The organism is Pseudomonas yangonensis (assembly GCF_009932725.1).
Lineage (GTDB): Bacteria > Pseudomonadota > Gammaproteobacteria > Pseudomonadales > Pseudomonadaceae > Aquipseudomonas > Aquipseudomonas yangonensis.
Window position 1 is genome coordinate 478,026 of sequence record NZ_BLJU01000005.1, and the last position, 26,442, is coordinate 504,467.

29 protein-coding genes and 2 pseudogenes are annotated in these 26,442 nt (G+C 63.3%); 18 read left to right on the forward strand and 13 right to left on the reverse strand.

Annotation, left to right across the window (positions count from 1 at the left end):
- The first annotated feature begins 16 nt into the window (after positions 1-16).
- Positions 17-511 (forward strand): SprT family zinc-dependent metalloprotease, encoded by a 495-nt coding sequence (locus GYB81_RS10810; RefSeq protein ID WP_024308830.1) that lies wholly within the window; start codon positions 17-19, stop codon positions 509-511.
- A gap of 28 nt (positions 512-539) precedes the next feature.
- Here the strand turns inward: GYB81_RS10810 and GYB81_RS10815 are convergent, their stop codons facing one another.
- The 3 genes from GYB81_RS10815 to GYB81_RS10825 all read right to left on the reverse strand — a co-directional run bounded on the left by GYB81_RS10815 (position 540) and on the right by GYB81_RS10825 (position 3,415).
- Complete coding sequence (locus tag GYB81_RS10815) at positions 540-947, reverse strand: lysozyme inhibitor LprI family protein (protein ID WP_233787544.1); 408 nt, start codon at positions 945-947, stop codon at positions 540-542.
- Between the two features lie 55 nt (positions 948-1,002).
- Positions 1,003-2,184, reverse strand: a complete 1,182-nt coding sequence (locus tag GYB81_RS10820; RefSeq protein ID WP_161866962.1) for a CaiB/BaiF CoA transferase family protein — start codon at positions 2,182-2,184, stop codon at positions 1,003-1,005.
- Positions 2,185-2,275: 91 nt separating this feature from the next.
- Entirely contained in the window at positions 2,276-3,415 is a 1,140-nt protein-coding gene (locus GYB81_RS10825; RefSeq protein WP_161866963.1) for an acyl-CoA dehydrogenase family protein, read from the reverse strand.
- A gap of 164 nt (positions 3,416-3,579) precedes the next feature.
- Here GYB81_RS10825 and GYB81_RS10830 point away from each other — a divergent pair, with 164 nt between their 5' ends.
- From GYB81_RS10830 to GYB81_RS25195, 3 genes and pseudogenes are all read left to right on the forward strand, one after another.
- Positions 3,580-4,578, forward strand: coding sequence for an AraC family transcriptional regulator (locus GYB81_RS10830; protein WP_161866964.1), 999 nt, complete (start codon positions 3,580-3,582; stop codon positions 4,576-4,578).
- Positions 4,579-4,781: 203 nt separating this feature from the next.
- A pseudogene (locus GYB81_RS25190) lies at positions 4,782-5,411 on the forward strand (PAS domain-containing protein); the annotation flags it as partial.
- Between the two features lie 150 nt (positions 5,412-5,561).
- Positions 5,562-5,993: pseudogene (locus tag GYB81_RS25195) on the forward strand (methyl-accepting chemotaxis protein); the annotation flags it as partial.
- Between the two features lie 171 nt (positions 5,994-6,164).
- Here the strand turns inward: GYB81_RS25195 and GYB81_RS10840 are convergent.
- The 4 genes from GYB81_RS10840 to GYB81_RS10855 form a co-directional block, all read right to left on the reverse strand.
- Positions 6,165-7,547 (reverse strand): ATP-binding protein, encoded by a 1,383-nt coding sequence (locus GYB81_RS10840; RefSeq protein ID WP_161897821.1) that lies wholly within the window; start codon positions 7,545-7,547, stop codon positions 6,165-6,167.
- Positions 7,544-8,221 (reverse strand): response regulator transcription factor, encoded by a 678-nt coding sequence (locus GYB81_RS10845; protein WP_161866967.1) that lies wholly within the window; start codon positions 8,219-8,221, stop codon positions 7,544-7,546. The genes GYB81_RS10840 and GYB81_RS10845 overlap by 4 nt, the downstream gene beginning before the upstream one ends.
- A gap of 69 nt (positions 8,222-8,290) precedes the next feature.
- Positions 8,291-8,896: an outer membrane beta-barrel protein gene (locus tag GYB81_RS10850; RefSeq protein WP_161866968.1), complete on the reverse strand. Its 606-nt coding sequence runs from the start codon at positions 8,894-8,896 to the stop codon at positions 8,291-8,293.
- A 112-nt stretch (positions 8,897-9,008) separates the two neighbouring features.
- Positions 9,009-10,181: an MFS transporter gene (locus GYB81_RS10855; protein ID WP_161866969.1), complete on the reverse strand. Its 1,173-nt coding sequence runs from the start codon at positions 10,179-10,181 to the stop codon at positions 9,009-9,011.
- Positions 10,182-10,414: 233 nt separating this feature from the next.
- Between GYB81_RS10855 and napE the strand changes: the two genes are divergently transcribed.
- From napE to GYB81_RS10880, 5 genes are read left to right on the forward strand one after another with little or no spacing between them, the layout of a single operon-like run.
- Positions 10,415-10,582 (forward strand): periplasmic nitrate reductase, NapE protein, encoded by a 168-nt coding sequence (gene napE, locus GYB81_RS10860; protein ID WP_161866970.1) that lies wholly within the window; start codon positions 10,415-10,417, stop codon positions 10,580-10,582.
- Positions 10,583-10,609: 27 nt separating this feature from the next.
- Positions 10,610-10,870, forward strand: a complete 261-nt coding sequence (locus GYB81_RS10865; protein ID WP_161866971.1) for a chaperone NapD — start codon at positions 10,610-10,612, stop codon at positions 10,868-10,870.
- A complete protein-coding gene (napA, locus tag GYB81_RS10870) occupies positions 10,867-13,371 on the forward strand; it encodes a nitrate reductase catalytic subunit NapA (protein ID WP_161866972.1) in 2,505 nt (834 codons plus the stop codon). The genes GYB81_RS10865 and napA overlap by 4 nt, the downstream gene beginning before the upstream one ends.
- 11 nt (positions 13,372-13,382) lie before the next feature.
- A complete protein-coding gene (locus GYB81_RS10875) occupies positions 13,383-13,868 on the forward strand; it encodes a nitrate reductase cytochrome c-type subunit (RefSeq protein WP_161866973.1) in 486 nt (161 codons plus the stop codon).
- 9 nt (positions 13,869-13,877) lie between these two features.
- Positions 13,878-14,474, forward strand: coding sequence for a cytochrome c3 family protein (locus tag GYB81_RS10880; RefSeq protein ID WP_161866974.1), 597 nt, complete (start codon positions 13,878-13,880; stop codon positions 14,472-14,474).
- A 54-nt stretch (positions 14,475-14,528) separates the two neighbouring features.
- Here GYB81_RS10880 and GYB81_RS10885 read toward each other — a convergent pair whose 3' ends face one another.
- Positions 14,529-14,987, reverse strand: a complete 459-nt coding sequence (locus GYB81_RS10885) for a TlpA disulfide reductase family protein (RefSeq protein WP_161866990.1) — start codon at positions 14,985-14,987, stop codon at positions 14,529-14,531.
- 45 nt (positions 14,988-15,032) lie between these two features.
- Here GYB81_RS10885 and GYB81_RS10890 point away from each other — a divergent pair, with 45 nt between their 5' ends.
- Entirely contained in the window at positions 15,033-16,439 is a 1,407-nt protein-coding gene (locus tag GYB81_RS10890; RefSeq protein WP_161866975.1) for a cyclic-di-GMP receptor FimW-related protein, read from the forward strand.
- A 113-nt stretch (positions 16,440-16,552) separates the two neighbouring features.
- Complete coding sequence (locus tag GYB81_RS10895) at positions 16,553-16,945, forward strand: hypothetical protein (protein WP_161866976.1); 393 nt, start codon at positions 16,553-16,555, stop codon at positions 16,943-16,945.
- A 47-nt stretch (positions 16,946-16,992) separates the two neighbouring features.
- Here GYB81_RS10895 and GYB81_RS10900 read toward each other — a convergent pair whose 3' ends face one another.
- Positions 16,993-17,196: a hypothetical protein gene (locus GYB81_RS10900; RefSeq protein WP_161866977.1), complete on the reverse strand. Its 204-nt coding sequence runs from the start codon at positions 17,194-17,196 to the stop codon at positions 16,993-16,995.
- A 195-nt stretch (positions 17,197-17,391) separates the two neighbouring features.
- Positions 17,392-18,609: a virulence factor BrkB family protein gene (locus tag GYB81_RS10905; protein ID WP_161866978.1), complete on the reverse strand. Its 1,218-nt coding sequence runs from the start codon at positions 18,607-18,609 to the stop codon at positions 17,392-17,394.
- 137 nt (positions 18,610-18,746) lie between these two features.
- On the opposite strand from GYB81_RS10905, the gene arsC reads away from it, so the two are divergent.
- From arsC to GYB81_RS10925, 4 genes are read left to right on the forward strand one after another with little or no spacing between them, the layout of a single operon-like run.
- On the forward strand, positions 18,747-19,100 hold the full coding sequence (gene arsC / locus GYB81_RS10910) for an arsenate reductase (glutaredoxin) (RefSeq protein ID WP_161866979.1): 354 nt from the start codon (positions 18,747-18,749) through the stop codon (positions 19,098-19,100).
- Positions 19,097-19,693: an NAD(P)H:quinone oxidoreductase gene (gene wrbA, locus GYB81_RS10915; protein ID WP_161866980.1), complete on the forward strand. Its 597-nt coding sequence runs from the start codon at positions 19,097-19,099 to the stop codon at positions 19,691-19,693. Before arsC ends, wrbA begins: the two co-directional genes overlap by 4 nt.
- Positions 19,694-19,695: 2 nt before the next feature.
- Positions 19,696-20,106, forward strand: a complete 411-nt coding sequence (locus tag GYB81_RS10920) for a DUF2069 domain-containing protein (protein WP_161866981.1) — start codon at positions 19,696-19,698, stop codon at positions 20,104-20,106.
- Positions 20,106-20,807: an alpha/beta fold hydrolase gene (locus tag GYB81_RS10925; protein ID WP_161866982.1), complete on the forward strand. Its 702-nt coding sequence runs from the start codon at positions 20,106-20,108 to the stop codon at positions 20,805-20,807. Before GYB81_RS10920 ends, GYB81_RS10925 begins: the two co-directional genes overlap by 1 nt.
- Here GYB81_RS10925 and hda read toward each other — a convergent pair.
- The 3 genes from hda to GYB81_RS10940 form a co-directional block, all read right to left on the reverse strand.
- Positions 20,785-21,489 carry a DnaA regulatory inactivator Hda gene (gene hda, locus GYB81_RS10930; RefSeq protein WP_024308852.1) on the reverse strand — a complete coding sequence of 235 codons (705 nt, stop codon included), beginning with the start codon at positions 21,487-21,489 and terminating at the stop codon, positions 20,785-20,787. The genes GYB81_RS10925 and hda overlap by 23 nt on opposite strands.
- Positions 21,486-22,568, reverse strand: coding sequence for an AI-2E family transporter (locus GYB81_RS10935; RefSeq protein WP_161866983.1), 1,083 nt, complete (start codon positions 22,566-22,568; stop codon positions 21,486-21,488). The genes hda and GYB81_RS10935 overlap by 4 nt, the downstream gene beginning before the upstream one ends.
- A gap of 71 nt (positions 22,569-22,639) precedes the next feature.
- The gene (locus tag GYB81_RS10940; RefSeq protein WP_161866984.1) at positions 22,640-23,683 is read right to left on the reverse strand and encodes a DUF2066 domain-containing protein; all 1,044 of its coding nucleotides are present in this window, start codon (positions 23,681-23,683) and stop codon (positions 22,640-22,642) included.
- A gap of 238 nt (positions 23,684-23,921) precedes the next feature.
- Between GYB81_RS10940 and purM the strand changes: the two genes are divergently transcribed.
- From purM to GYB81_RS10955, 3 genes are read left to right on the forward strand one after another with little or no spacing between them, the layout of a single operon-like run.
- Entirely contained in the window at positions 23,922-24,980 is a 1,059-nt protein-coding gene (purM, locus tag GYB81_RS10945; protein WP_161866985.1) for a phosphoribosylformylglycinamidine cyclo-ligase, read from the forward strand.
- Positions 24,980-25,624: a phosphoribosylglycinamide formyltransferase gene (purN, locus tag GYB81_RS10950; RefSeq protein WP_161866986.1), complete on the forward strand. Its 645-nt coding sequence runs from the start codon at positions 24,980-24,982 to the stop codon at positions 25,622-25,624. Before purM ends, purN begins: the two co-directional genes overlap by 1 nt.
- Before the next feature lie 8 nt (positions 25,625-25,632).
- Positions 25,633-26,349 carry a DUF3108 domain-containing protein gene (locus tag GYB81_RS10955; protein ID WP_161866987.1) on the forward strand — a complete coding sequence of 239 codons (717 nt, stop codon included), beginning with the start codon at positions 25,633-25,635 and terminating at the stop codon, positions 26,347-26,349.
- Positions 26,350-26,442 lie beyond the last annotated feature (93 nt).

Sequence of the window (26,442 nt, forward strand, 5' to 3'; positions counted from 1 at the left end):
CGTACCTGCGCCAGTCATGCCCGAACAGATTCACGCCCGAGTCGAAGCCTGCTATCAACAGGCGGAAGCTTTTTTCAAGCAACGCTTCGCCCGCCCCGAGATCAGCTTCAAGTTGCGTGGTCAGAAGGCGGGTGTCGCGCATCTGACGGAAAACAAGCTGCGCTTCAACCTGCAGCTGTACCGCGACAACCACGAAGATTTCCTGCGCCAGACGGTACCCCACGAAGTTGCACACATGATCGCCCACCAGTTGTTCGGCCCGCGCATACAGCCGCACGGCGAGGAATGGCAGCTGATCATGCGCGGCGTCTACGAACTCCCGCCGCATCGTTGCCACAGCTACGAGGTCGAACGGCGCAAGGTTGCCCGCTTCATCTATCGCTGCAGCTGCGTGGATGGCGAGTTTCCCTTCTCCGCTCAGCGTCATGCGCTGGTGGCCAAGGGGCGCCGTTACTACTGCAGACGCTGCAAGGCGACCCTGCATTTCACCGGCGAGCATCGCCAGGAATGATCGGGCGCCAGCGCACCGACAGCGAACTCTACTCTTCGAATGTTTTCAGCCACTCGGTACGCGCACGCGCCTGCTGCGCATGGCACTCCGACTCCCAGAATCCGGTCCAGGGAGAGCCTTGCACGCGGTTGCGGGCGTACAGGCTGCAATCCTGCTCGCGCAGCTTGATCCATAGCCGCTGGGCATCGCGCAGCTCCGTGGCGAGCGCCGGCTCATACGCTTTGAGCGAGGCCATCACACGGTCGTAGGTGCCTTGCAGCTCCTGCTCGGCAGCCTTCCACAGCGGCCCCTGACACATGAAGGCGGCCATGGCGCTACCCTGCTGGCAGGGATCCTCCGAATCCTCGGTAGCATGCAAAGGTGTCAGGGCGAAGACCAAGCCCAACGCCAGGATCAAGCCCGGGGCACCTGGCGCCCTCCCGGTGATTCCTTTCATATCAACGCTCCGCTGCGATAAAGGCGCCCATCCTAAGCGGGCGCCATCGCACGCTTCAACCGAACACCCGTGCCTCGCGCAGCGCAGCGATTCGCTCGGCGTCATACCCCAGCTCGGCCAGCACCTGCTCGGTATGCGCGCCAACTGCCGCGCCCACATGCCGGGGCGGCGGCAAGCCCTCGGAGAACTTCAGCGGGCAGGCCAGTTGCGCCTGGGCCGTCAAGCCTTCGCGCGGGACCTCGACGACCAGCTCACGCGCCTCGATCTGCGGATGCCGTACCGCTTCGGACAATGGCAGCATGGGCTCGACGCAGGCGTCCAGCGCGGCGAAAACCTCGCACCATTGCGCGAAATCGCGCTTCTCGAACTCGATTTCGATCTCGCGCTTCAGCGCGCGCTGATCCTCGGGCTTCGGCGACAGACCACGCGCCGCCAGCTCGGGCCGGCCAATGGCGGCGCAGAACTGCTGCATGAACTGCGGCTCCAGGCTGCCGACGGAGAACCAGCGACCATCGCGTGTGCGGTAGTAGTCATAGAAGCTGCCGCCATTGAGCGCCTGGTTTTCCATACCGGGTTCGACCCCACCGCCGAGATAACCTGCCCCAGCCATGCCATGCAGGCTGAAGGCGCAGTCGGTCATGCTCACGTCGACCTGCTGCCCCACACCGCTGACCTGGCGCTGCACCACGGCTGCGAGCAGGCCGATCACCCCATGCAGCGAGCCGCCAGCCAGATCCGCCAACTGCACGCCAAGCGGCAACGGGCCGCTGTCACGGCGCCCGGTATAGCTGGCGATGCCGGCCAACGCCAGATAGTTGATGTCATGCCCGGCGCGGTCACGGTACGGCCCGCTCTGACCGTAGCCGGTGATCGACACGTAGATCAGCCGTGGGTTGATCGCCTTGAGCGCCTCGTAGCCAACGCCCAGCTTGTCCATCACGCCGGGGCGGAACTGCTCGAGCACGATGTCGTACTCGCTCACCAGCTGCTTCACCACTTCCACGGCCTCGGGGCGCTTGAGGTCCAGGGCGATGCTGCGTTTGTTGCGGTTCAGATAGGCATGGCTGGTGGACGTTCCGCCATCATGCGGCGGCAGCACGCGCACCAGGTCCATACGCGTGGGCGACTCCACCCGCAGCACCTCGGCGCCCATATCGGCCAGCAGCAGCGAGGCGAACGGCCCCGGCAGCAGGGTGGAGAAGTCGAGAACCTTCAACGAAGACAGTGGGCCGCTCATGGCGTCTCCTGATAAGTGATCGGATGGCCCGCGACATGGGTGCATCTCTGGGCGCCCGCCGAGCCTATACGGTGATCGTACGCATACCGCCTCATAGTTTCATGCCGCGACTGATGATCTCCTTCATGATCTCCGAAGTGCCGGCAAAGATGCGCTGGATGCGTGCATTCGCGTACATCTTGCAGATCGGGTACTCCCACATGTAGCCCCAGCCGCCATGCAGTTGCACGCCCTCGTCCACTACCTTGCCGAGCAGTTCGGTGGTGAACAGCTTGGCCTCGGCGGCCACTTCCGGAGTGAGCTTCCTCTGGTTGTGATCCATCACGCAGCGGTCGGTAAAGACCTGCGCCACGTCGATCTGTGTGCGCATCTCGGCCAGCTTGAAGCGGGTGTTCTGAAAGTGCGCCACAGGGCGGCCGAAGGCCTGGCGTTCTCTGACGTAATCGATGGTGGTCTGCAGGGCCGCCTCGGCACCGGCCACCGCGCCGCAGGCGTTGGTCAGACGCTCCTGGGCAAGCATGTTCATCAGGTAGAAGAAGCCGCCCTTGGCATCGCCCAGGAGGTTTTCCTTCGGCACCCTGACGTCATTGAAGAACAGCTCGGCGGTGTCTTGGCTGTGCATGCCGAGTTTCTTCAGTTTCTTGCCGCGCTCAAAACCCGGCATGCCGCGCTCGACCAGAAACAGGCCCATGGCGTGCTTGTTGGCCGGGTCGGTCTTGGCCGCGACGATCACCAGATCGGCCAAATAGCCGTTGGAGATGAACACCTTGGAGCCGTTGAGCAGCCAGTGGTCGCCCTTGTCCACGGCCGCGGTGCGCATGCCGGCCAGATCGGAACCGGCCGACGGCTCGGTCATGGCTACGGCAAGGATGGTCTCGCCACGGATGATGCCGGGCAGCCAGCGCGTCTTCTGCTCCGCACTGCCGTACTCGGCGATATAGGGCCCGCACAGCGCCGAGTGCAGCGGGATCATGAAGCCCGGCTCGTTGATCCGCGCCAGCTCCTCGCACATGATCTGCTCGTAGCGAAAATCCCTGAGCCCAGCGCCGCCGTACTCCTCATCCGCCCAGGGCAGCAGAAAACCCATCTCGCCAGCCTTGCACCACACGCTGCGGTCGACCACGCCGGCCTCCTCCCAGGCCTCCTGATGCGGGACCACCTCCTTGTCGAGAAATGCAGCGAAGGCATCGCGGAACAGGTTGTGCTCGGTATCGAAATGGTTGCGTTGCATGGGGCAGATCCTGCGCTGTTGTTATGCCCCCGAGGTTACGGGCCACCCCGCACGCCCTCAATGACCCATGCGCTCAGCGTCGCTTGACCCAATCGCTCGGCTGGCTTGCTCTGCCCGAGAGCAGCTGACTACCATCGGCCACCCTCGATAGCGGAAGCCCATGCATGCGCGAACGCACCATTGCCAGCCATTTCGTCCGCGCTGCCCTGCGCGGTGCCGACCGTCGCGGCCTGGCCTGCGAGGCGATTCTGCGTCAGGCCGGTATACAGAGTGCCGTGCTCGTCGAGCCACGTGCGCGCATCGCTCCCGAGCAGTTCGCCCGGCTGATGCAACTGCTATGGGAAGCGCTGGATGACGAATACCTGGGCTTCGGCCGCCAGCCGAGCAAACGCGGCACCTTCGCCATGATGGGCCACGCCATCATCCACTGCCGCAGCCTGGAAAAGGCCCTGAGCCGTGGCGCGATGTTCTACGGCCTGTTTCCCGACGCCCCAGGCATCAGGCTGCAACGCGAAGGCGACCGGGCACGGCTGAGCGTGGACGACAGCACGCTCTGGGATCCGGATCATTTTCTCGTGGAAAGCCTGCTGGTGATCTGGCATCGCCTCGGCAGTTGGCTGATCGGCCAGCGCATCCGCCTGGAAGAGGCCACCTTTGCCTACCCTGAACCCGCGCACGCTGCCGAATATGAACTGCTGTTCCCCTGCAGCCGCCGCTTCGGCGCCGGACACACCAGCCTGCAGTTCCACGCCCGTTACCTGGCCATGCCGCTACTACAGGACGAACGCACCCTCAAGCTGTTTCTCCAGCACTCCCCCGCCGACCTGCTGGCCCGCCCCGACGGCGGCGACAGCCTGATCAGCCAGATTCGCCGCCTGCTCGGCCGCGACTGCCGCACCTGGCCCGACCTGGAACAGGTCGCCCAGCAACTGCACACCAGCCCGCAAACCCTGCGCCGCCATCTGCGCGAAGAAGGCACCAGCTTTCAGGAACTCAAGGACCACCTGCGCCGCGACCTGGCCATCTACCACCTGGGCCGCGACGAACTGGCGATTCAAGACATCGCCGAACAACTCGGTTTTTCCGAGCCATCGGCCTTTCACCGGGCGTTCAAGAAGTGGACGGGGCTGACGCCGGGGGCTTACCGGATGCAGGAAGGCTGACACCGTCGGCCTGCCATATATGGAAACATTTGCATTGGCGCCCAGGTCAGCTATGCCCTAAATATTAAATCGATGACGCCAACTTCCGGCAAAGGCCTGCCACCATGTTCAACACCCGATTGAAGCAAGAGCTCAAGGCTCTGCGCGAAGAGCTGTCGCTGTTCCAGCAGGTGCGCGCCAGCCTTGACGATGAAATGATCGCCATGACCCTCGATCCACAGGGTCGCATCGACAAGGTCAACGCTAACTTCGAGAACGAAATGCACTACCGTGCCGAGCAGCTTCGCGGCCGCCCGCTGCTGGATCTGATACCGGAACAGGTGCGCAACCTAGACTTTCATCATCGCGTTCGCCACGCGCTCGAACGCGGCGAACATCTGGCCGGCATCATTCGCCTCAAGCGCGGTGATGGCGAGGAAGCCTGGCTACGCTCCATCCTGCAGCCAGCGCGTAACAGCGAGGGCCAGATTCAGTTCTTTTCCATCTATGCCAGCGATCTGACACGCACCATCGTCGCGTCACGTGAGCATGAAAACCTGGTCAAAGCGCTGCAGCGTTCGACCGCGGTGATCGAATTCACCCCCAACGGCGAGATTCTCACCGCCAACAAGCCCTTCCTCGACTCCATGGGCTACAACCTGGCACAGATACAGGGCAAGCATCACCGCATGTTCTGTGACCCGGCAGTGGCCAATTCGGCCGAATACCAGCACTTCTGGGATCAGCTGCGGCGCGGCGAATTCGCTGCCGGACGCTTCAAGCGCGTCGATGCCTACGGCCACGAAGTCTGGCTGGAGGCGTCCTACAACCCGGTCACCGACGCCCAGGGCAACCTCTACAAGGTGGTGAAATTCGCCACCATCATCACCGATCAGGTCAATCGTGAGCGCGCCGTGGCCGATGCGGCCAGCATTGCCTTCGAAACCTCGAAAGATACCGACAACAGTGCCAAGAGCGGATCGGCGGTGGTACAGCAGATGCTCGACGCCATGCGTGAACTCTCGGCGCGCATGCAGGAGGCCGCGCAAGGCATCGAAGCGCTGGACAAGCAGTCGCAGATCATTGGTTCCATCGTCAAGAACATCAGCAGCATTGCCGACCAGACCAACCTGCTCGCCCTCAATGCCGCCATCGAAGCGGCACGTGCAGGCGAGCAGGGCCGAGGGTTCGCCGTGGTGGCTGACGAGGTTCGCCAGCTGGCTTCCCGCACCAGCGCAGCGACCGAAGAAATTACCCAGGTGGTCGGACAGAACCAGCAGCTGGCCGAGCGCGCGGTTGGCCTGATCGACCGAGGCAGAACCCAGGCCGAGCGCGGCCTGGAGCTTTCAGCCCAGGCCGGCCAGGTGATAGCGGAAATTCAGGACGGTGCCAAGCACGTGGTCAGTGCGGTGGAACGCTTCGCGACACAACTGTAGTGAATGCGCTGGATCGCGGATCGTTCCCGGCTCCGCGTGAGAGCGCCGCCTTCGACGCTCCGCCTCCAGCAAAAGGCTGCTGCATTTCGAAAACCAGTAGCGACGCAGAGCGTGGCAGGACTGCTAGGACGCAGGCGCGTGGGAACTATCGCATCCCCGCATCGACACGACTCAGTCGTACAGGCGCACCCTGAAGCAGGCACCGCCCAGCTCCGAGTCCTCCAGGCTCAACTCGCCGTCGTAGCTCTCGATGATGTCCTCCACCACAGCCAGGCCGATGCCCTGTCCGGGATTCTGTATGTCCAGCCGCTCGCCGCGCTGCAATACCCGCGCACGCTGGTGCTGCGGCACGCCGGGGCCGTCATCTTCGATGGTGAGCAGGCAGCCACCGGCCAGTGGCTGCAACCTGACGCGTACGCGATGCAGGCACAGACGGTAGGCGTTCTCCAGCAGGTTACCGAGCAGCTCCATCAGCGCGCCACGTTCCATGGTGATCTGACTGTTCTCTGGCACTTCCAGCGTCGCTTCGACACGCTTGTCGCGGTAGACCTTGTCCAGCGAGCGGCACAAGCCATCGAGCAGTGGCCAGACCTGCTCGCGATGGCGCACCAGGCCGCTGCGTCTCAGGCTGGCGCGCTGCAGTTGATAGCCGACCTGCTGGCTCATGCGCTCGATCTGCGCCTGCATCAGCTGCGCCTGATCACGATTCTCAGGCTGAACGGCAATGGTTTCACCGATACCCTGGAGCACGCTGAGTGGTGTTTTCAGGCTGTGGGCGAGGTCTTCCAGCGAATCGCGATAACGCTCGCGCTGACGCCGCTCGCTGTCGAGCAGGCGATTGAGGGAGTTGGTCAGGCGCAGCAGCTCACGCGGGTGTTCATCACTCAAACGCTGACGGGTGCCCGCTTCCACGCCATCGAGTTCGTCGCTGAGACCGCGCAGGCTGCGAAAGCCCCAGGTCAGGCCGAACCAGAGCAGGCCCAACAACACCAGCAATGCGATGCCCAGCCACAGCCGCAACTGCCAGGCGAAGCCATTGAACAGGCCCTGGTACTCGCGCGTCGACTGCATGGTCACTATGCTCAGCGCGGTCTGGTCGCCACGCAACAGATCCACCTCGATGTCATAGACGAAGTATTCCTGGCCATTCTCGTCGCGAATACGCACGAACTCGTGGCCGCGACCATCGTAGCGCGGCAGGTAACGTACCAGCTCGTCGATGGAAGACCGTGAACGCCAGATCAGCTGCCCGTCGCGATCGAAGATGAAGCCCAGCAGGTGTGAGTCGAGGTTGTCGAATTCTTCGTCCGGCATCTTGTCCGGCATGTGCAGCTGGCCGTTGTGAATACGCGCGGCGGAGATCAGCGCGGCAGCGTCGGAAGCCAGACGCTTCTCCACCGTCTGCTCCAGGGCCATAAGAAAGACGCCCTGCAGGACGGGCATCAATAACAACATGAACAACATCGCCAGCGCCGCACTGGCCAGCATCAGGCGCAGGCGCAGGGAGCCGAAGCGAATGCGCAGCTTGCGTATGAAGACGCGCGCGCGCCTCACTTGCAGCGCTCGTTGAACATGTAGCCCTGTCCGCGCACGGTTTCAATCAATTTTCCGCCCAGCACGGCTTCGAGCTTGCGCCGCAGGCGACCGACCAGAACTTCGATGACATTGGGATCACGGTCGTCATCACCCGGGTAGAGCTGCTCCATCAGACGCTCCTTGGCTACGACCTGCTGGTGGTGCAGCATGAGGTACTCGAGGATGCGGTACTCGTAGGCCGTCAATTGCAGGGACTGCTCGTCCACCGAGGCCTGTTTGCGATTGAGGTCCAGCACCAGCGAGCCGGCCTCGATGGTCGATTTGGTGAACCCGGAAGAGCGGCGCAGCAAAGCATTGAGGCGCGCCTCCAGCTCTTCGAACTGGAAGGGTTTGACCACGTAATCATCCGCACCGCAGGAAAGCCCCTCGACCTTGTCCTGCCAGTTGCCACGCGCAGTGAGTATCAGGATCGGAAAGTTCTTGTCCTGGCTGCGCAACTGACGGATCAGATCGATACCGCTCATGCCCGGCAAACCAAGATCGACCAGGGCCAGGTCATGATTGAAGGACTCAGCTCGATACAGCGCCTCTTCGGCAGTGCGCACGGCATCCACAACATGCCCGTTTTCACTGAGGCGAGTGAACAGATGATGACGCAGCAGCGCCTCATCCTCCACCACCAGCAATTTCATGGGACGTCCCCCTTTTTTCAGTTATACGAAGGCCGGGCATAAGCCCGGCCTGGTGACGCTATGCCATCATTAGAAGGCGAAGTTGGCACCGAGGTACAGCAGGGAACTGCTATGCAGGTCCAGCGACCCGGCTTTGCCTGCTCCATGCGGCGCCATTTCGGTGCTGGCGTTGGTACGCAGATAACGATAGCCGGCTTCGATCGAGGTATTGCTGTTCAGTTCCTGAAGGATACCGGCCTGCAGGCCTGCAGCAAATCCGATGTCGCTGTCGCGGGAGAAGCCACGGCTCTCCTGCTCGAGCTTGACCAGGCCACCGGTCACACCACCGAACAGCTTGGTGTTGTTGTCACCCAGCGGTACGAACATGTCGTAGCTGCCGAGCAGATTCTGCTGGCGCAGTTTGTAGCCATTGTGGCTGTCGGAGACGTTCTCGTAGGTCGCGTAGTAGCGGCTATCGGCAGTCTTCTGACCGGCACGGATGCCCCAGGTCCCCTCGCCATTGATCACCTTGTCCAGCTTGGGATTGCCGAGGTTGGCATTCAGCGCATTGGACTTCTGGATATTGTTGTCGGTCTGCCCCCAGGTCAGGCCGACAAAGTTGTCGTTGGCCTGGGCAGCGGTTGCGCCCAGGGCCAGGCAGGTAGCCAGTGCGATACGGTTCAGGGTGATTTTCATCGAATCGTTCCTCTCGTTGCAGTTTTGATCAACTCGGCAACAAGTCTGCAAGAAGACTACTGAATCCCCGCTGAACCCTCCTTGAACCTGCACTGAACGAGCGACAAACAGCCTAAATACGCCGGACCAGAGCGGCCGCAGCGATGAACAACGAAGCCAGTACACCGAGCAATGCCAGCCATCCGGCATGCTCCCAGACGTAACCGCCGACATAACCCACCAGGCTTGAACCGAGGTAATAGGCACACAGATACAGTGCCGATGCCTGTGCCTTGGCACCCTGTGCATGCGCGCCGACCTGCCCGCTGGCCACCGCGTGGGCGGCGAAGAAGCCCAGCGTAAACAACGCCAGCCCGACCACCGCGGCGCTCAGCCAGGGCGCAGCGCAGAGCGCCACCCCAAGCAGCATGAGCCCGATACCGCCATGCAGCACCTGGCGCGCGCCAAAACGCGGAACCAGTCGCCCGGCCCAACCGGCGCTGAAGATACCCAGTAGATATACAGTGAACAGCAGACCGATCACCGTGGCCGACAGGTTGAATGGCGCACCGGCCAGGCGAAAGCCCACGTAGTTGAACAACGCAACGAAACCGCCCATCAGCAGGAAGGCCAGAGCGAACAGAACGCGCAGGCGCGGATTGCTCAGGTGCAGGGCGAAGTTGCGCAGCAACCCGCGCAGAGACAGCGGCTGAGCCGTGAAATGCCGGGAGGGTGGCAACAGCCAGAGAAACAGCCCCATCGCCAGCAACCCCAATCCAGCTATTCCACCCAGCGCCCAGGACCAACCGCCGATATCGCTGAGCAGACCAGCCAGCAGTCGCCCCAGCAAGCCACCCAGGGCCGTGCCACCGATATACAAGCCCATGGCAGCCGGCAGCGCTTCGGGATCGAACTCCTCACCGACATAGGCCATGGCCAGCGCCGGCAAACCGCTCAGTGCCAGGCCCAGCAGTGCGCGCAGGATCAGCAGGCTTCCCCACTCCTCCACCAGCGCACTGGCAATTCCCAGCATCGCCGCCAGGCCCAGCGCAGCCGCCATTACCGGCTTGCGCCCCCAGCTTTCCGCCAGCGCACCGGATACCAGCAGGCACAGCGCCAGGCTCAGAGTCGTTAGCGACAGCGCCAGGCTGCTGCTGGCGGCCGACACACGAAAGTGGGCTGCCAGCAGAGGCAGCAACGGCTGTACGCAATAGAGCATGGCGAAGGTAGCGAAACCGGCGCAGAACAGCGCCAGAGTGGCGCGCCGATAACCGGCGCTGCCACGACTGAGATGGGAAGCGGACATAGACTGGATGACTCTCGGAGCATGTTGCGGACAGACAAGAGTTCGACAAGCGAAGTCGATTCGAGCGCCTGCCCGCGAATGGAACGAAGAACAAATATTAGCACGCTATCGATAACTCGAGCCTGTACCCGTGCCCTGACCGTTGCGCCTCTACCTTGATCCAGCTCAAGTGACTTTGCCCTTACCAATGATAGGGTCTAGCCTGAGATACGGAATGCAATGGAGCCGAGCGAATGGACACCACGCCCGAACGCAGAGCCACGAAAGGCAAGGAAACCCGCCTGTTCGTCTTTCTTGTCGTCTGCCTATTCCCCCTCCTGTCCGTGGCGCTGGTCGGCGGCTACGGATTCATCATCTGGTTCACCCAGATGCTCTTTGGGCCACCTGGCCCACCGACCTGACCCCTTTACCCGACGGAGCCACGGAACATGGCCGCCCCCCTGCACATATCCAGCCTGCTGGTCCACGTTAGGCCCGAGCTGCTCGCCGCGGTGAAAGCCAATCTGCGCCAGCTCGAGGGTCTCGAACTGCACCAGGAAAGCCCTGAGGGCAAGCTGGTGGTGGTACTGGAGACCGAGCATGAGCGCCACATTCTCGCGCGTATCGAACAGATCAACGCATTGCCGGGCGTGCTCAACGCAGCCCTGGTCTACCACGAACTCCTCGAGCCAGAAGGAGACTCAAAATGAAGCTTTCCCGCCGTGAATTCGCCAAAGCCAACGCCGCTGCCATCGCCGCAGCGGCGGCCGGCCTGCCCATCGTCAGTACCGCCAGCAACCTGATCACCGAGGCGGACATGACCCGCCTGGAGTGGAACAAGGCGCCCTGCCGCTTCTGCGGCACCGGCTGCAGCGTGATGGTCGCCACCCGCGACAACCGGGTGGTGGCCACCCACGGCGACGTCAAGGCCGAGGTCAACCGCGGCCTGAACTGCGTCAAGGGCTACTTCCTGTCGAAGATCATGTATGGCGTCGACCGCCTCACCCAGCCGCTGCTGCGCATGAAAAACGGTGTTTACGACAAGCAGGGCGAATTCCAGCCGGTGAGCTGGGACCAGGCCTTCGACATCATGGCGCAGAAGATCAAGCAGGCCATCACCGCGCATGGCCCGGAGGCCGTCGGCATGTTCGGGTCCGGCCAGTGGACGGTGTGGGAAGGCTATGCGGCCAACAAGCTGATGAAAGCCGGCTTTCGCAGCAACAACATCGATCCCAACGCGCGCCACTGCATGGCCTCGGCGGTGATGGGCTTCATGCGCACCTTCGGCATGGACGAGCCCATGGGCTGCTACGACGACATCGAGGCCGCCGACGCCTTCGTGCTGTGGGGCTCGAACATGGCAGAAATGCACCCGATCCTCTGGAGCCGGGTCACCGATCGCCGCCTCAGCCACCCGAATACCCGAGTCGCCGTGCTTTCCACCTTCGAGCACCGCAGCTTCGATCTGGCCGATATCCCGCTGGTGTTCAAACCCCAGACCGATCTGCTGATTCTCAACTACATCGCCAACCACATCATCGAGAGCGGCGCGGTGAACGAGGACTTCGTCGGCAAGCACACCAAGTTCGTCCGTGGCGCCGACGATATCGGCTACGGCCTGCGCGCCGACAATCCACTGGAAATGCAGGCCAAGAACGCCGCCAAGGCCAATACCTGGGAGGACATGTCCTTCGAGCAGTTCGCCGCCTTCGTCAAACCCTACACGCTGGAGCGCACCGCCAGGGAAAGCGGCGTCGCGGCGGAGCGGCTCAAAGCCCTGGCCGAGTTGTACGCCGATCCCAAGCGCAAGGTCATGTCGTTCTGGACCATGGGTTTCAACCAGCACACCCGCGGCGTCTGGGCCAACAACCTGATCTACAACATCCATCTGCTGACCGGCAAGATCAGCGAACCGGGCAACAGCCCCTTCTCCCTCACTGGCCAACCGTCGGCCTGCGGCACCGCGCGCGAGGTGGGCACCTTCTCCCACCGCCTGCCCGCCGACATGCTGGTGGCCAATCCCAAGCACCGCGAAACCGCCGAGAAGATCTGGAAGCTGCCGGCCGGCACCATCCAGGAAAAGCCCGGCTTCCATGCCGTGGAGCAGAGCCGCAAGCTCAAGGACGGCGTGCTCAAGGTCTACTGGACCCAGGTCAGCAACAACATGCAGGCCGGCCCCAACGTGATGCAGGAAATTCTCCCCGGCTGGCGCAACCCGCAGGCGTTTGTCATCGTTTCCGACGTTTACCCGACCGTCTCGGCCCAGGCCGCCGACCTGATCCTGCCCAGCGCCATGTGGGTGGAGAAGGAAGGCGCCTACGGCAATGCCGAGCGCCGTACGCAGTTCTGGCATCAACTGGTGAAGGCGCCGGGCGAGGCCAAGTCCGACCTCTGGCAACTGGTGGAATTTTCCAAGCGCTTCACCACCGATGAGGTCTGGCCCGCCGAACTGCTGGCCAAGGCCCCGGACTACAAGGGCAAGACGCTCTACCAGGTGTTGTTCGCCAATGGCCAGGTCGACCAGTTCCCCAGCGAGCAGGTCGAGGCCGGCTACGCCAATGACGAAGCCGGGGCCTTTGGCTTCTACCTGCAAAAGGGGCTGTTCGAGGAATATGCCCAGTTCGGCCGCGGCCATGCCCATGACCTGGCGCCGTTCGACAGCTATCACGCCGCACGCGGCCTGCGCTGGCCGGTGGTCGACGGCCAGGAAACGCGCTGGCGCTATCGCGAGGGCCTCGACCCCTACGTGGAAGAAGGCAGCGGCGTACAGTTCTACGGCTACCCGGACAAACGTGCGCTGATCTTCGCCCTGCCCTACGAGCCGCCAGCCGAGGCACCGGATGACGACTTCCCGTTCTGGCTCAGCACCGGCCGCGTGCTGGAACACTGGCACACCGGCAGCATGACTCAGCGTGTCGAGGAGCTACACGGCGCCGTGCCCGATGCCCTGGTCTACATGCACCCGGACGACGCCAAGGCGCTCAAGGCGCGACGCGGCAGCGAGGTCAAGGTGATCAGCCGGCGCGGCGAGATTCGTGCGCGCATCGAAACCCGCGGGCGCAACAAGCCACCTCGCGGGCTGGTCTTCGTGCCCTTCTTCGACGCCAACAAACTGATCAACAAGGTCACTCTGGACGCCACCGACCCGATCTCCAAGCAGACCGATTACAAGAAGTGTGCGGTGAAGATCGAACTGGTCAACCTGGCCTGAGGAGAGCCGTCATGAGCCTGCGTTTCCTGCCTCTGCTACTGCTCGCTGCCTTCGGCCTGGCCATCGCCGGCGAGCTCAATTATCCACTCGACGCCCCCGCGCCGGACGGTCGCCGCCCAGGCGGTACCCTCAGCCAGACACTCCCGGCACCGGTGCTGGGCAACGAGGAGAACAAGGATCTGCGCCGCGAGCGCAACTACCCGGAACAACCACCGACCATTCCGCATAGCATTCGCGGCTATCAGGTGGACGCCAACGGCAACAGGTGTCTGACCTGCCACAGCCGGGCCGGCAGCGCCCGCAGCCAGGCGCCGATGATCAGCATCACCCATTACATGGACCGTGACGGCCAGGCCCTGGCGGCGGTTTCACCGCGGCGCTATTTCTGCACCCAGTGCCACGTGACCCAGCAGGAGGTCAAACCTCTGGTCGGCAATAGCTTCCGCAATATCGACCACCTGCTCGAAGACGAAGCAGCCGGCATGGCGAAACCCTGAGGAGGCCCTATGAAGTCATTACTGGCCCTGCTCAAGGAATACTGGGGCATCCTGCGTCGACCGAGCGTGCATTACAGCCTGGGCTTTCTCACCTTGGGCGGTTTCATTGCCGGGATCATCTTCTGGGGCGGCTTCAACACCGCGCTGGAAGCGACCAACACCGAACAATTCTGCATTTCCTGCCACGAGATGCGCGACAACGTCTACGTCGAGCTGCAGGACACCATTCACTACAGCAACCGCTCCGGCGTGCGCGCGACCTGCCCGGACTGCCACGTGCCTCACCAGTGGACGGACAAGATTGCACGCAAGATGCAGGCCTCCAAGGAGGTCTGGGGCAAGATCTTCGGCACCATCAACACGCGCGACAAGTTCCTGGAAAAACGCCGCGAGCTGGCAGAGCACGAATGGGCGAGGCTCAAGGCCAACGACTCCCTGGAATGCCGCAACTGCCATAACTTCGACTACATGGATTTCACCAAGCAGAGCCCACGCGCCCGGCAGATGCATTCCAGCGCGCTGGCCAACGGTGAAGCCACCTGTATCGATTGCCACAAGGGCATCGCCCACCACCTGCCAGACATGAGTGGCGTGCCGGGCTGGTAATCAGGAGGGCGCTGCGCACCGGTTTGTGACGGTGCACGGCGCCATTGAGTGAGCTTATTTGCCGCGCAAGCGCTCGAGATGCGCCAGCAAGCCGGCGGCAGTCTGCTCGCCCACCAGCCGTTCACGCAGCTTGCCATCGGCATCGACGATGTAGGTCACCGGCAGTACATCGTTGCGCGGCAACTCGAAACGCGCTGCCGGGTCCTGCGCCAGTACGGTGAAACGGATATCGAAGCTGTCGGCCGCACGCTTGAGGTCATCGCCCTGCAAGGCGTCGAAGTTGACGCCGATCACCCGCGCCGACCGGGTTTTCAGCTCATCTTCCAGCGCATTGAGCTCGGGGATTTCCGTGCGGCATGGCGCACACCATTCGGCCCAATAATTGATGACCAGCCACTGGCCATCGAGGTTGTCAGCCGTTACCTTTCGTCCATGCTGATCAGGGCCGAAATCCTCGGCGCAAGCCGCCAGCAGCAGACCGGCGCAGATTCCCAAAACAGCCTTGCCGACCATCCGGAGCCGTAAGCCCATGTACTCGATCCTCCACTCGGGGTTGATATGACGCTCAATGCACTGCGCCTGGAAGTACCGGATATCCGCGAGGACACCAGCGTATCGCCAGCGGAGATTGCCCCGCGACTCGCGGCTGCCCGCCATCTGGAGCCGGAACACGGCCTGCAACAGGTGCTGGGGCTGCTGTTCACACTCAACCGTAGCGGCCTGACCTTACTGGAAAGGCAGCGTGCGCTGCAAAGCTTCAGTGACGAGTATCGCCATTACGCCGGCCTCGCCAATCGCCAGCATCCACCCAGCACGCTGTTCGTGCGCCTGTGCGGCGAACTGGCAATCGGTTTCAAGCGCCTGCTGCTGCAGATTCTGCAAGGTCGCCAGCCATCGCTGCCACATCTGGCCTGGTGCCTGTACATGGCCCAGCATTTCCTTGCCCAGCAGCTGCTGCGCCACTACCAGCTGTATCAGGAGCCCCCGCCGGCACTCTGGCGCGACAGCCACTTGCTGTACTGGATAGGCGAACACCAGCAATGCCTGGACGAACCGGTGGCTGCGGCCTTCGAGCCAAAACCGGCCAGCAACCTGCGCGGGCTGTACCAGCAGATGCTGCTACTGGCCCTGAGCAACCCCTTTCACCTCGACGAAGGCGAATGCCTGACCTTGTTCAGCGCACTCGCCCCCCTGGCCTCGTTGGCCAGGCTACAACCCTGGGATGAAGAAGACGAGGCCGAGGGTCCGCTCGTCGACCTCAGCCAGTCCAGGGCCAGCCTGGGTTTCGAACAGCGCGTGGAGGGCGAGGCAGACAACCTGCGCCGTTTCGAACTGGGCGCATTGCTGATCGCCCTGCACGAACCGGCGCCGCTGCAAAGCGCACAGGAGCGTCAGCTCCTCGAACGGGTACGCCAGCACTGGCTGGGTCGCCAGCAACGTCGTCACGAACGCGCCGAGCTGGATGGCCAGTGCAGCCTGGTGGTTGGCCTTGCGGCCATTCACGCGCAACTGCTGGACAAGCTGCCACAGCGCACCGAGGCACAGTTGCTCGATGCCAGCCCCGGTGGCGCGCGCCTGCTGTGCAACGCCAATGAAGGCGCACAGCTGCAGGTCGGGCAACTGGTGCTACTGCTCACCGATGGTACTCCGACCCTGGCGCTGGTGCGCTGGCGCCATCAGGGCAGCAAGGGCCTTCACCTCGGCCTGCGCTACCTCAAGGGGCTGCCGCGGCCAGTCTGGCTGCGTCGCGCGCCCAATGCCCAGACCCACCCCGGCGTTCTGCAGAGCACCCCGGCACCAGGCAATGGCTGGCATCACGGCCTGTGGCTGCCCAATGGCCAGTTCAGCGTCGACGAACATCTCTGGCTGCAACTGGCCAACGTACATAACCAGGCGATCGTGCCGCTTCCCGAAAGCAACCTGCAGACGTCGGCAGTCACCCGCCACCCGTTGCGCCTGGCCTGATACGCGAAACTGCGACCCCAGTCACGCCGCCCGTCTGCCGAGTGCACAGTTTCAACACCAGACGCCTGCTTATAATTCCTTGCCAAAAGTCTCACCCAGCCTGGAATTTCGCCATGTCCCAAGTGCAAGACAAGCTGATTGGCTCCGTGCCTGCGCGCATCGTTGACGTCGCTCACCTGCTGGTCACGCCCTATGAGGGTCGCGTGGCCGAGTACAACATCGCCACCTGGCTGCAGTTGCCCGGGCTGGCCAACCTGCCGGTATCGCTGCTGGTGAGCTATCGCGACGGCGACAAGCGCCGCGAGGTCAATGTCGACCACGGCAAGGTCAACGCCCACGGCAAGATCCTGCTCTCGGGCATCGCCCGCATGCCGGTGCGGCAGAAGATCGAAGACATGCAGGTACGCCTGCGCTCGTCCGTGCCGGCGCAAAGTCTTGTCGTCGAGGAATTCTTCGTTCAGGCCGTCGAACTGGCCAACAGCGAGAGCCGTCAGGCTCTGGCCTGAAACATCACAGCCAGTTGAAAACCCGCGCATTGTCGCGGGTTTTGTTTTCAGCCGGAGGACGCTTCGGGACTGGACGCTGGGCGTAAATTCGAAGCCTCGGCATCAGACGGCAGGTTTTCGCTGGCTACATGGCCAAGGAGCGATTCCGGCCAGCGAGCGAAGTGCAGACCGGTAATGCGGTTGAGCCGCGTCAGCGCTTCCTGCGGATCACGTCGATGGAGATGGATCACCTTGGTTTTCTTGCCTGTCATTACTGCCTGCGTCCTCAGCGACCCCTGCCCTGCTGGCAGTTCGATAGCAACTGTTTCTCCAATTGCCAGAAGCGTGCCAGCCGCCCAACACTGCATTCACTGACGCCTGGACGTGCGCCGGAGCCACGGCAGATCGTGACAGGGCCGTTAAGTGACGCTTTTTGTCACCTCCTGGCACACGCCTCCGTGGTTCCGCTATCCCTTACCCGGCAGCCAGTCCGCCAGGCTGATGCCAAATTGAGCCTCGCGCTCCGCCTGCATGCGCTCCAGCCCCTCGCGCAATGCCGGATACCACGGCTCATCGAGCTGAGCGGGTAGCTGCGACAGGCTCGGCAAAGGCCATGGGCTGCACTCCAGCAGCTTGTACAGCGGGAAAGAATGCAGGTCCCTGCACAGCACCCAGCCGCCGCCAGAAGCTTTGCAGGCCAGATGCTCCCGCTCGAGGAAATCCATCACCTGGCTCCACACCTCTTCCGGCAGACGCCATCCGGCGCGCTGCATATCGCCGTAATGCAGGGCCTCTCCCCTCTGCTGGCGTTTCAGCAACAGGCGCAGCACCACCAGCACTATCAACCCCTTGGGAATGGGATCGCGACGCCAGTCCCGGGGGCGGGAGAGGCCGTACACCAGCTCGGCACCAAGCAATACGATCAACCAGGACAGATAGATCCACAGCAGAAACAGCGGCACCGTGGCAAAGGCCCCGTAGATCAACTGATAGCCAGGGAACAGACGCACATAAAGGCCGAACAGCGCCTTGGCCACCTCGAACAACACGGCGCTGAACAGCCCTCCGAGCAGCGCGTGGCGAAAGGGTACTCGGGTATTGGGCACCGCTGCATAGAGCAAGGTGAAAGCCGCGATGCTGGACAACAGCGGAGCGAAAGCCAGCACCGTCTTGGCCCCGACCAAAGCGTCCGGCCCGGACACCAGCGACAAGGAGGTGATGTAGGTGCTGATCGCGAACCCTGCGCCGAGCAGCAGCGGCCCAAGGCTGAGTATCGCCCAGTAGAGCAGGAAGCTCGACATCCCGCGCCGCGGCTGACGGACCCGCCAGATCACGTTGAAGGTCTTTTCGATAGTCAACAGCATGAGAAATGCAGTGACAGCCAGGAGTCCGACGCCAAACCAGGTCAGCTGCCGGGCCTGAGTGGTGAATTCACGCAGATACTCCTGCACCGTCTCCCCGGTGGAGGGTACGAAGTTGCGGAAAATGAAGCCCTGAATGTCTTCACCGACGCCCTGAAACGCAGGGACGGCCGAGAGCATGGCGAAGGTCACAGTCATCATTGGCACCACGGCGAACAGGGTGGTGTAAGTCAGCGCCGCAGCGTTGCCTGCACCACGGTTCTCCACGAAGCGCCTATAAAGATTCAGCCAGAACTCCAGCCAATCCTTCAAACGAACCTGCATGACCTCTCCTTAGCCCTCAAACCTAAACAGACAGTGCGCCGCGTGAAAAAGTCGCAGCAATGCGGCGTATCGGTTCACGTGCATCCACGCACCAGGCGGTTAGAATAGCCGCCACTTCAAGCCGGATGCGAGCCACCATGACCGACCTGACCCTCTATCACAACCCGCGCTGCTCCAAATCCCGCGGCGCTTTGGAATTGCTCGAAGCCCGCGGCCTGCAACCGAACGTCGTGCGCTATCTGGAAACGCCACCCAGCGCCAGCGAACTCAAGAGCCTGCTGGGCAAGCTGGGCATCACCGCCCGTGACCTGCTGCGCAGCGGTGAGGACGAGTACAAGGCACTGGGCCTGAGCGATACCAGCTTGAGCGAAGCGCAACTGATCGAAGCCATGGTCAAGCATCCCAAGCTGATCGAGCGCCCGATCCTGATCGCTGGCGACAAGGCCGTGGTCGGCCGTCCACCGGAGAAGGTCCTGGAGCTGCTGGCATGAGTACGCCTTATATCCTGGTGCTCTACTACAGCCGCCATGGCGCCACTGCACAGATGGCCAAACAGATTGCCCGCGGCGTCGAGATGGCTGGCCTGGAAGCACGCCTGCGCACGGTACCGGCAGTATCCAGCGAATGCGAGGCCGTCGCACCCAGCGTACCCGAGGACGGCGCCGTGTACGCCACCCTGGAAGACCTGAAGAACTGCTCGGGCCTGGCTCTGGGCAGCCCGACCCGTTTCGGCAACATGGCCGCACCGCTCAAGTATTTCCTCGACGGCACCAGCAACCTGTGGCTCACCGGCGAGCTGGTAGGCAAACCGGCTGGCGTGTTCACCTCTACCGCCAGCCTGCATGGCGGTCAGGAAACCACCCTGCTGTCGATGATGCTGCCGCTGCTGCACCACGGCATGCTGCTGTGCGGCCTGCCCTACAGCGAATCGGCCCTGCTCGAAACTCGCGGCGGCGGCACGCCCTATGGCCCCAGCCACCATGCCGGGGGTGACGGCAAACGCGCACTGGACGAACACGAAGTGGCCCTGTGCCGCGCACTGGGCCAACGCCTGGCGCAGATCGCCGGCAAACTGGAGCACTGATCGTGGCCCGAGCCAAGAAACCCCTGCCCAGCCTCGAATGGCTGGAGCCGCGGGTCAAACTCAGCCGAGCGCTGAGCCTGTTCAGTTTCATCGCCCTGCTGACCTTGCTGCTGGTATGGAACCTCGCCTTCGCCGACCTGCATGGTGCCCGCGTCGGCGTGGTGCTGGCGATCCAGCTGCTGCCACTGGCCCTGCTCGCGCCCGGCATACTCATGGGCAACGCCCGCGCTCACGCCTGGGCCTGCTTCGTGGTCAATCTCTACTTCATCCAGGGCGTACTCGCCGCCATCGATCCGGCGCGCGCGCTGTTCGGCGCTCTGGAGGCGGTAATCAGCTTCGGCCTGTTCTGCTGCGCCCTGCTCTACACCCGCTGGCGCTTTCAGTACGACCGCAAGAAGGCCGGGGAAGCCTGATGCGCCTGGTGCTGCTGCCTGGCCTCAATGGCAGCAGCGCCCTCTTCACTCCTCTGCTCGCCGAGCTTGGGGATATCGATTGTCAGGTGCTCGACTTGCCCGAGCACGGGCCGCAGGATTACGACGCCCTAGCGCAAAAGCTGGCCGAGCGACTGCACAGCACCCCGTTCGTACTGCTGGGCGAATCCTTTTCCGGCCCCATTGCTTATCGGCTCGCCATGCGCAAGCCGCCTGGACTGCAGGGCGTGATCTTCGCCGCATCGTTCCTGACCGTTCCTAATGCCGTCTTGCCTGTGCTGAAGCGCCTGCCCATATCCTTGCTGCTCGCTACGCAGCCATGGCCACTACGCGCGCTGTGCCTTGGCCAGATCGCAAGTGATCAGACGTTGCAGCAAGTACAGAGAGAAATCCGCCGTTTGGACAAGGCTCTGATACGCGCTCGTCTCCATACGCTGGCGACGCTGCAAGCACCGCAACAGCGCCTCGAACTGCCCGTCCTGCACCTGTGGCCGCAGCAGGATCGCCTGGTCGCAGACAAGGTGGCGAGACAGGTGGCGCATTTGTGCAACGATCTTCGTCAGCTTCGGCTGGAGGGACCGCACTTCATTTTGCAGGCGCAACCACAGCTTTGCGCTCAGGCAATACGCGGTTTCATGCAAGAGCTGGGAAACAGACGCGTTACCAGCCCAGCGTTTCCTTGAGGAAAGGAATGGTCAGCTTGCGCTGCGCCTGCAGCGAGGCCTGATCGAGGCGCTCGAGCAGTTCGAACAGCGCACTCATGCTGCGCTCGCCGCGGGTGAGAATGAAACGGCCGACCTCGTCGCTCATCTGCAAACCGCGACGTGAAGCGCGCAGTTGCAGGGCGCGCAATTTGTCCTCGTCGGACAGCTCGTGCAGCTGGAAAACCAGCGCCAAGGTCAGCCGGGATTTGAGGTCAGGCAACTGAATCGGCAACTCGCGCGGCGACATGGTGCCGGCCAGCAGCAGGCGTCGGCCGCTGTCGCGCAGGCGGTTGAACAGGTGGAACAGCCCCTCTTCCCAGTCGCTGCGCCCCGCCACCGCATCGAGATCATCGAGGCAGACCAGCTCGCACAATTCGAGATTGTCGAGCAGCTCCGGGCCATGCTGTACCACCTCGCCGAGCGGCAGGTACACCACCGCTTCACCACGCTGCTCGAAGCGCAGGCAGGCCGCCTGCAGCAGGTGGCTGCGCCCGACGCCCTCGGCGCCCCACAGGTAGATCAGACTTTCCGTCCAGCCGGCGTCGGCCTCGCACAGACGCTCGACATAGCCCAGGGCCGCGGCGTTGGCACCGGGATAGTAGTTGGCGAAGGTGGCGTCATCACGCAGACGCACCCCCAGAGGCAGCTGGATAGGTTTCATGCTGGGGGCTCGTGGGAACCGCTTGTCTCTCCGTAAAGGCCAGAAAGTTTATACAAATCATGAGCATGGCGCAGCAAAACCATGATCACCGCCGCCACCGGCAAGGCCAACAGCACGCCGGTAAAGCCGAATAGCTGGCCGCCAGCGAGGATGGCGAAGATCACCGCGACCGGATGCAGGCCGATGCGATCGCCCACCAGCATGGGCGTCAGCACCATGCCTTCGAGCAGTTGGCCGATCATGAACACCACGCCGATACCGATCAGCGGATAGGGCTCGAGGCCGAACTGGAACAGCGCCGCGCTCAGCGCCGCACCGATACCGACGATGAAGCCCATATAGGGCACGATGCTCGCCAGGCCGGCCAGCACACCGATCAACAGCCCGAGCTCCAGCCCGACCAGCATCAGACCGACGGAATAGATCACGCTCAGCGCCAGCATCACCAGCAACTGGCCGCGCAGGAAGGCACCGAGCACCTCGTGACATTCGCCCGCCAGTTTGACCACCAGCCCCTCACGCTGCCGCGGTAGCAACCCTCGTACACGCGCGACCAGCACGTCCCAGTCACGCATCAGGTAGAAGCTCACCACCGGAATCAGCAGCAGGTTGCCCAGCCAGGCCAGCAGCGCCAGGCCCGAGGAGGTCGCCTGGGCCAGCACCAACCTGAGCACATCGGTGGTCTTGCCGATGTTGTCGGTGAATACCTGCTTTAGCTGGGCGAGCTGCAGCACATCGTCCTGCAGCCCGAGGTGCGATTGCGACCAGGGCAAGGCGGTGCCCTGCAACCAGTCGAGCATCTCCGGCGCCAGTTGATACAGCCGCACCAGTTGCCGCCCCAGCATGGGTACCAGCACCAGCAGGAGAATCAACAACAGCAGCGCGAACAGGGTGAATACCACGATTACGCCGCCGGTGCGCGACAGGCGATGCCGTTCGAGGCGGTCGACCAGCGGATCACCCAGATAGGCCAGCAGGACGCCCATCAGGAACGGCGAAAGAATCGGGTGCAACAGATACAGGAGCCAGCCAAGCAGAAACAGCCCAGCCATCCATAGCCAACGGGTGGAATCGGTCATGCTCGCGTCCTCGATGCGAAACGGCGCCCGGAAGGCGCCGCGAACAGGGCTGTGTTTTACCGGCGGGGATTCTACCAGCGAAAGCGCAGCTGATCGGTGCGCGGCTTCACCTGAGGCGCTTCGTCTTGTGGGCTCGCCTGCGAACTCTCCACCGGCTCAGCGGCATCGAGCGGCTCGTTGACTTCCTGCAGCTGAGCCAATGCCAGCTGCGCGCGCAGCTGTTCCGGACTGGCGCTGACCTGATAGACCAGGCGCTGCCCGTCGATTTCCTGCAAACGCGCGGCGAAGGGTTCGAGCAGGCGCTCCAATGCCGCGAAACGGCCCAGGTCAGCGCCTTCGATCACCAGCGTCAGGCTCTGCGCGGCGCCCGGTTTGACGACAAAACGCGGCGCCAGACGCTCGGCCACCGCCAGCATCACCGCATCGGCCAGTGCGGCCTGATCCGCGCCCTCGGCCTTGCCCTGCTCACGCTCGTCACCCAGCCACAGGCGCCAGGTTGCCAGCCAGCTACCGCCGCTTTCGGCTGCACGCACCGCCAACAGCGCGTCAGCGCCATAGCGTTCGGAGGCCTCGCGCAGCGCCTGCGGATCGTTGCCCAGCAAGGCATCGGCACTGCCCAGCGCCTGCTCGCTCAGATCGGCCAATGGCAAACGCAGCGGCAGGCCACGGTGCTGAGCGGCATCGCGCAGTGACGCCGAGGTGCCCTGGCTCTCGCCAACCAGTTGGCTGCCTTCCGGCGACTCGTTGAGCCACCAGGCGAGAATGGCCGGACGGTTGGCCCCCCACAGGGCCAGGCCGGCCTGACGAAGCTGGCGCTCGGTACTACCCGGATCGAACTCCACCAGCAGCGCATCGCCTTCGTAACCGTACTGGCTGACGATCTGCTGCGGGTCCTTGCGCAGCCCTTCCAGCGCCGGGTTCTGCAGCGCCTTGGCATCACCGGTCAGGCGCAGCACCAGGGTCTGCAGGGCTTTCTGCATGGCCGCATCACGGCTTTCCGGCTGCTGATCCGCCACCGGTTCGCGCACCTGATACAAACCGGCAACCGGCGCAGCCAGTGCCGAGAGGCTCAGGAGCGACAGACAGAAGAACATCAGGCGGACAGACAGACGCATGGGGCGGGCTCTCGCAAAGGGATGGCGGCGTGCGCAAAGGCCTATACCTTAAACAGCCGCTCTTGCCCCGGCAACCAGAGCCAGTGCCCGCGACGAAGCGCATGCACGCGAGTGGCCGCTACCGGGCAAGCCTGATAAAATCGCGCGCCTTCGCCAGCCGGTACGCGCGCCGGGCTCCTTGGATGAGCCTGAGCCACGTCGGCGCCTACACGAACTCCCCATCCAAAGGCCCGGATCTATGAGCAAGCAACCCTCCATCAGCTACAAGGACGCAGGCGTCGACATCGATGCCGGTGAAGCCCTGGTCGAGCGCATCAAAGGCGTCGCCAAGCGCACTGCCCGTCCGGAAGTCATGGGTGGCCTGGGCGGCTTCGGCGCCCTGTGCGAGATCCCGGCTGGCTACAAGCAGCCGGTACTGGTTTCCGGCACTGACGGCGTGGGTACCAAGCTGCGCCTGGCGCTGAATCTGAACAAGCATGACAGCATCGGCCAGGATCTGGTCGCCATGTGCGTCAACGACCTGGTGGTCTGCGGCGCCGAACCGCTGTTCTTCCTCGACTACTACGCCACCGGCAAGCTCAACGTCGACGTAGCCGCCACCGTGGTCACCGGCATCGGTGCCGGCTGCGAGCTGGCTGGCTGCTCCCTGGTCGGTGGTGAAACCGCCGAAATGCCGGGCATGTACGAAGGTGAAGACTACGACCTGGCCGGCTTCTGCGTCGGCGTGGTGGAAAAGAGCGAGATCATCGACGGCTCCAAGGTCGTCACCGGCGACGCGCTGATCGCCCTGCCCTCCTCCGGCCCGCACTCCAACGGCTACTCGCTGATCCGCAAGATCATCGAAGTCTCCGGCGCCGACATCGAGCAGGTGCAACTGGACGGCAAGGCCCTGGCCGACCTGCTGATGGCGCCGACCCGCATCTACGTCAAGCCGCTGCTCAAGCTGATCAAGGACACTGGCGCGGTCAAGGCCATGGCCCACATCACCGGCGGTGGCTTGCTGGACAACATCCCGCGCGTACTGCCGCAAGGCGCCCAGGCCGTGATCGACGTCGCCAGCTGGAATCGTCCGGCCGTGTTCGACTGGCTGCAGGAACAAGGCAACGTCGATGAGCATGAAATGCACCGCGTGCTGAACTGTGGCGTCGGCATGGTCATCTGCGTCGCTCAGGATCAGGTCGAGGCGGCCCTCGCCAGCCTGCGCGCCAGCGGCGAGCAGCCCTGGGTCATCGGCCAGATCACCGAGGCGGCCGAAGGCGCGGCTCAGGTGCAGCTGAACAACCTGAAAAGCCACTGATGCCCTGTAATGTCGTCGTCCTGATCTCCGGGTCAGGCAGCAACCTGCAGGCTCTGATCGACAGCGTCGCCCGCGACGGCAATCCGGCTCGCATCGCCGCGGTTATCTCCAACCGCGCCGATGCCTACGGTCTGCAACGGGCGAAACAGGCCGGCATCGCCACCGAACTGCTTGACCACAAGCAGTTCGACGGCCGCGAAGCCTTCGATGCGGCGCTGATCCAGGCCATCGATGCCCATCAGCCCGATCTGGTGGTGCTGGCCGGCTTCATGCGCATTCTCACGCCGGGCTTCGTTCAGCATTACGCGGGGCGTCTGCTGAACATCCATCCTTCGCTGCTTCCCAGGTACAAGGGGCTGCATACGCATCAGCGTGCGCTGGAGGCTGGTGACAGCGAGCACGGCTGTAGCGTGCACTTCGTCACCGAGGAACTCGATGGTGGCCCTCTGGTCGTACAAGCAGTGCTGCCAGTGATGGCAGGCGATACGGCCGAAAGCCTGGCCAGCCGCGTGCACCGGCAGGAACACCAGATCTACCCCCTGGCCGTACGCTGGTTTGCCGAAGGCCGCTTGCGTCTTGACGCTCAAGGCGCAATGCTGGATGGCCAGCCGCTGCCCGCCAGCGGCCATCTGATTCGAACCTAGGAGACTCTATGCGTCGTGCCCTGCTGTTCGCCATGACCCTGTTCGCCCTGCCAGCCCTCGCCGAGGACCTGCAGCCTTTCTCCGCCAGCTACACCGCGGACTGGAAGCAGTTGCCGGTCAGCGGCAGTGCCGAGCGCAGCCTCAAGCGCGAGGACGACGGTCGCTGGACGCTAAATTTCGAAGCTTCGATGCTGGTCGCAGGCTTGACCGAAGAGAGCACCTTCCGCGTCGACAACGGCGCCCTGCTGCCACTGACCTACCGCCTCAACCGCAGCGGCCTGGGCAAAGGCAAGAAGGTCGAGCAGGACTTCGATTGGGAGCAGAAGCAGGTCATCGGCAGCGACCGCGGCGACTCTGTGCGCTTCCCGCTCAATCGCGGCCTGCTGGACAAGTCGACCTACCAGATCGCCCTGCAGCAGGACGTCGCAGCCGGCAAGAAGAGCGTGAGCTACCAGGTGGTCGACGGTGACGAAATCGAAACCTACGATTTTCGCGTGCTTGGCGAGGAAGTGGTGCGTACCAAGGCCGGCCTGATCGATGCGATCAAGGTCGAGCGCGTGCGCGATCCCACTCAAAGCACCCGCAAGACCGTACTGTGGTTCGCCAAGGATTGGGGCCACCTGCTGGTGCGCCTGCACCAGGTGGAAACCGACGGCAAGGAATACCAGATCATGCTCAAGGAGGGCACCGTCGCCGGCAAGGCAGTGGAAGGCCGCCGCGACTGATTGGCGCACGAACAAAAAACCGGGCAAATCAGAGCGTGTGAAAACGCACTGACGATAGGCAAATCCAACGCCCCGACTGGTTCGGGGCGTTGG

Coding starts and splice junctions, on each gene's coding strand:
- GYB81_RS10830 (WP_161866964.1), top strand. CDS start 3,580: ATGCGCGAACGCACCATTGCCAGCCATTTCGTCCGCGCTGCCCTGCGC.
- GYB81_RS10865 (WP_161866971.1), top strand. CDS start 10,610: ATGGCCGCCCCCCTGCACATATCCAGCCTGCTGGTCCACGTTAGGCCC.
- GYB81_RS10825 (WP_161866963.1), bottom strand. CDS start 3,415: ATGCAACGCAACCATTTCGATACCGAGCACAACCTGTTCCGCGATGCC.
- GYB81_RS10885 (WP_161866990.1), bottom strand. CDS start 14,987: ATGGTCGGCAAGGCTGTTTTGGGAATCTGCGCCGGTCTGCTGCTGGCG.
- GYB81_RS10955 (WP_161866987.1), top strand. CDS start 25,633: ATGCGTCGTGCCCTGCTGTTCGCCATGACCCTGTTCGCCCTGCCAGCC.
- GYB81_RS10925 (WP_161866982.1), top strand. CDS start 20,106: ATGCGCCTGGTGCTGCTGCCTGGCCTCAATGGCAGCAGCGCCCTCTTC.
- GYB81_RS10895 (WP_161866976.1), top strand. CDS start 16,553: ATGTCCCAAGTGCAAGACAAGCTGATTGGCTCCGTGCCTGCGCGCATC.
- napA (WP_161866972.1), top strand. CDS start 10,867: ATGAAGCTTTCCCGCCGTGAATTCGCCAAAGCCAACGCCGCTGCCATC.
- GYB81_RS10855 (WP_161866969.1), bottom strand. CDS start 10,181: ATGTCCGCTTCCCATCTCAGTCGTGGCAGCGCCGGTTATCGGCGCGCC.
- napE (WP_161866970.1), top strand. CDS start 10,415: ATGGACACCACGCCCGAACGCAGAGCCACGAAAGGCAAGGAAACCCGC.
- GYB81_RS10850 (WP_161866968.1), bottom strand. CDS start 8,896: ATGAAAATCACCCTGAACCGTATCGCACTGGCTACCTGCCTGGCCCTG.
- GYB81_RS10940 (WP_161866984.1), bottom strand. CDS start 23,683: ATGCGTCTGTCTGTCCGCCTGATGTTCTTCTGTCTGTCGCTCCTGAGC.
- GYB81_RS10810 (WP_024308830.1), top strand. CDS start 17: ATGCCCGAACAGATTCACGCCCGAGTCGAAGCCTGCTATCAACAGGCG.
- GYB81_RS10890 (WP_161866975.1), top strand. CDS start 15,033: ATGACGCTCAATGCACTGCGCCTGGAAGTACCGGATATCCGCGAGGAC.
- hda (WP_024308852.1), bottom strand. CDS start 21,489: ATGAAACCTATCCAGCTGCCTCTGGGGGTGCGTCTGCGTGATGACGCC.
- purM (WP_161866985.1), top strand. CDS start 23,922: ATGAGCAAGCAACCCTCCATCAGCTACAAGGACGCAGGCGTCGACATC.
- GYB81_RS10935 (WP_161866983.1), bottom strand. CDS start 22,568: ATGACCGATTCCACCCGTTGGCTATGGATGGCTGGGCTGTTTCTGCTT.
- arsC (WP_161866979.1), top strand. CDS start 18,747: ATGACCGACCTGACCCTCTATCACAACCCGCGCTGCTCCAAATCCCGC.
- purN (WP_161866986.1), top strand. CDS start 24,980: ATGCCCTGTAATGTCGTCGTCCTGATCTCCGGGTCAGGCAGCAACCTG.
- GYB81_RS10815 (WP_233787544.1), bottom strand. CDS start 947: ATGAAAGGAATCACCGGGAGGGCGCCAGGTGCCCCGGGCTTGATCCTG.
- GYB81_RS10905 (WP_161866978.1), bottom strand. CDS start 18,609: ATGCAGGTTCGTTTGAAGGATTGGCTGGAGTTCTGGCTGAATCTTTAT.
- GYB81_RS10880 (WP_161866974.1), top strand. CDS start 13,878: ATGAAGTCATTACTGGCCCTGCTCAAGGAATACTGGGGCATCCTGCGT.
- GYB81_RS10875 (WP_161866973.1), top strand. CDS start 13,383: ATGAGCCTGCGTTTCCTGCCTCTGCTACTGCTCGCTGCCTTCGGCCTG.
- GYB81_RS10900 (WP_161866977.1), bottom strand. CDS start 17,196: ATGACAGGCAAGAAAACCAAGGTGATCCATCTCCATCGACGTGATCCG.
- GYB81_RS10820 (WP_161866962.1), bottom strand. CDS start 2,184: ATGAGCGGCCCACTGTCTTCGTTGAAGGTTCTCGACTTCTCCACCCTG.
- GYB81_RS10845 (WP_161866967.1), bottom strand. CDS start 8,221: ATGAAATTGCTGGTGGTGGAGGATGAGGCGCTGCTGCGTCATCATCTG.
- wrbA (WP_161866980.1), top strand. CDS start 19,097: ATGAGTACGCCTTATATCCTGGTGCTCTACTACAGCCGCCATGGCGCC.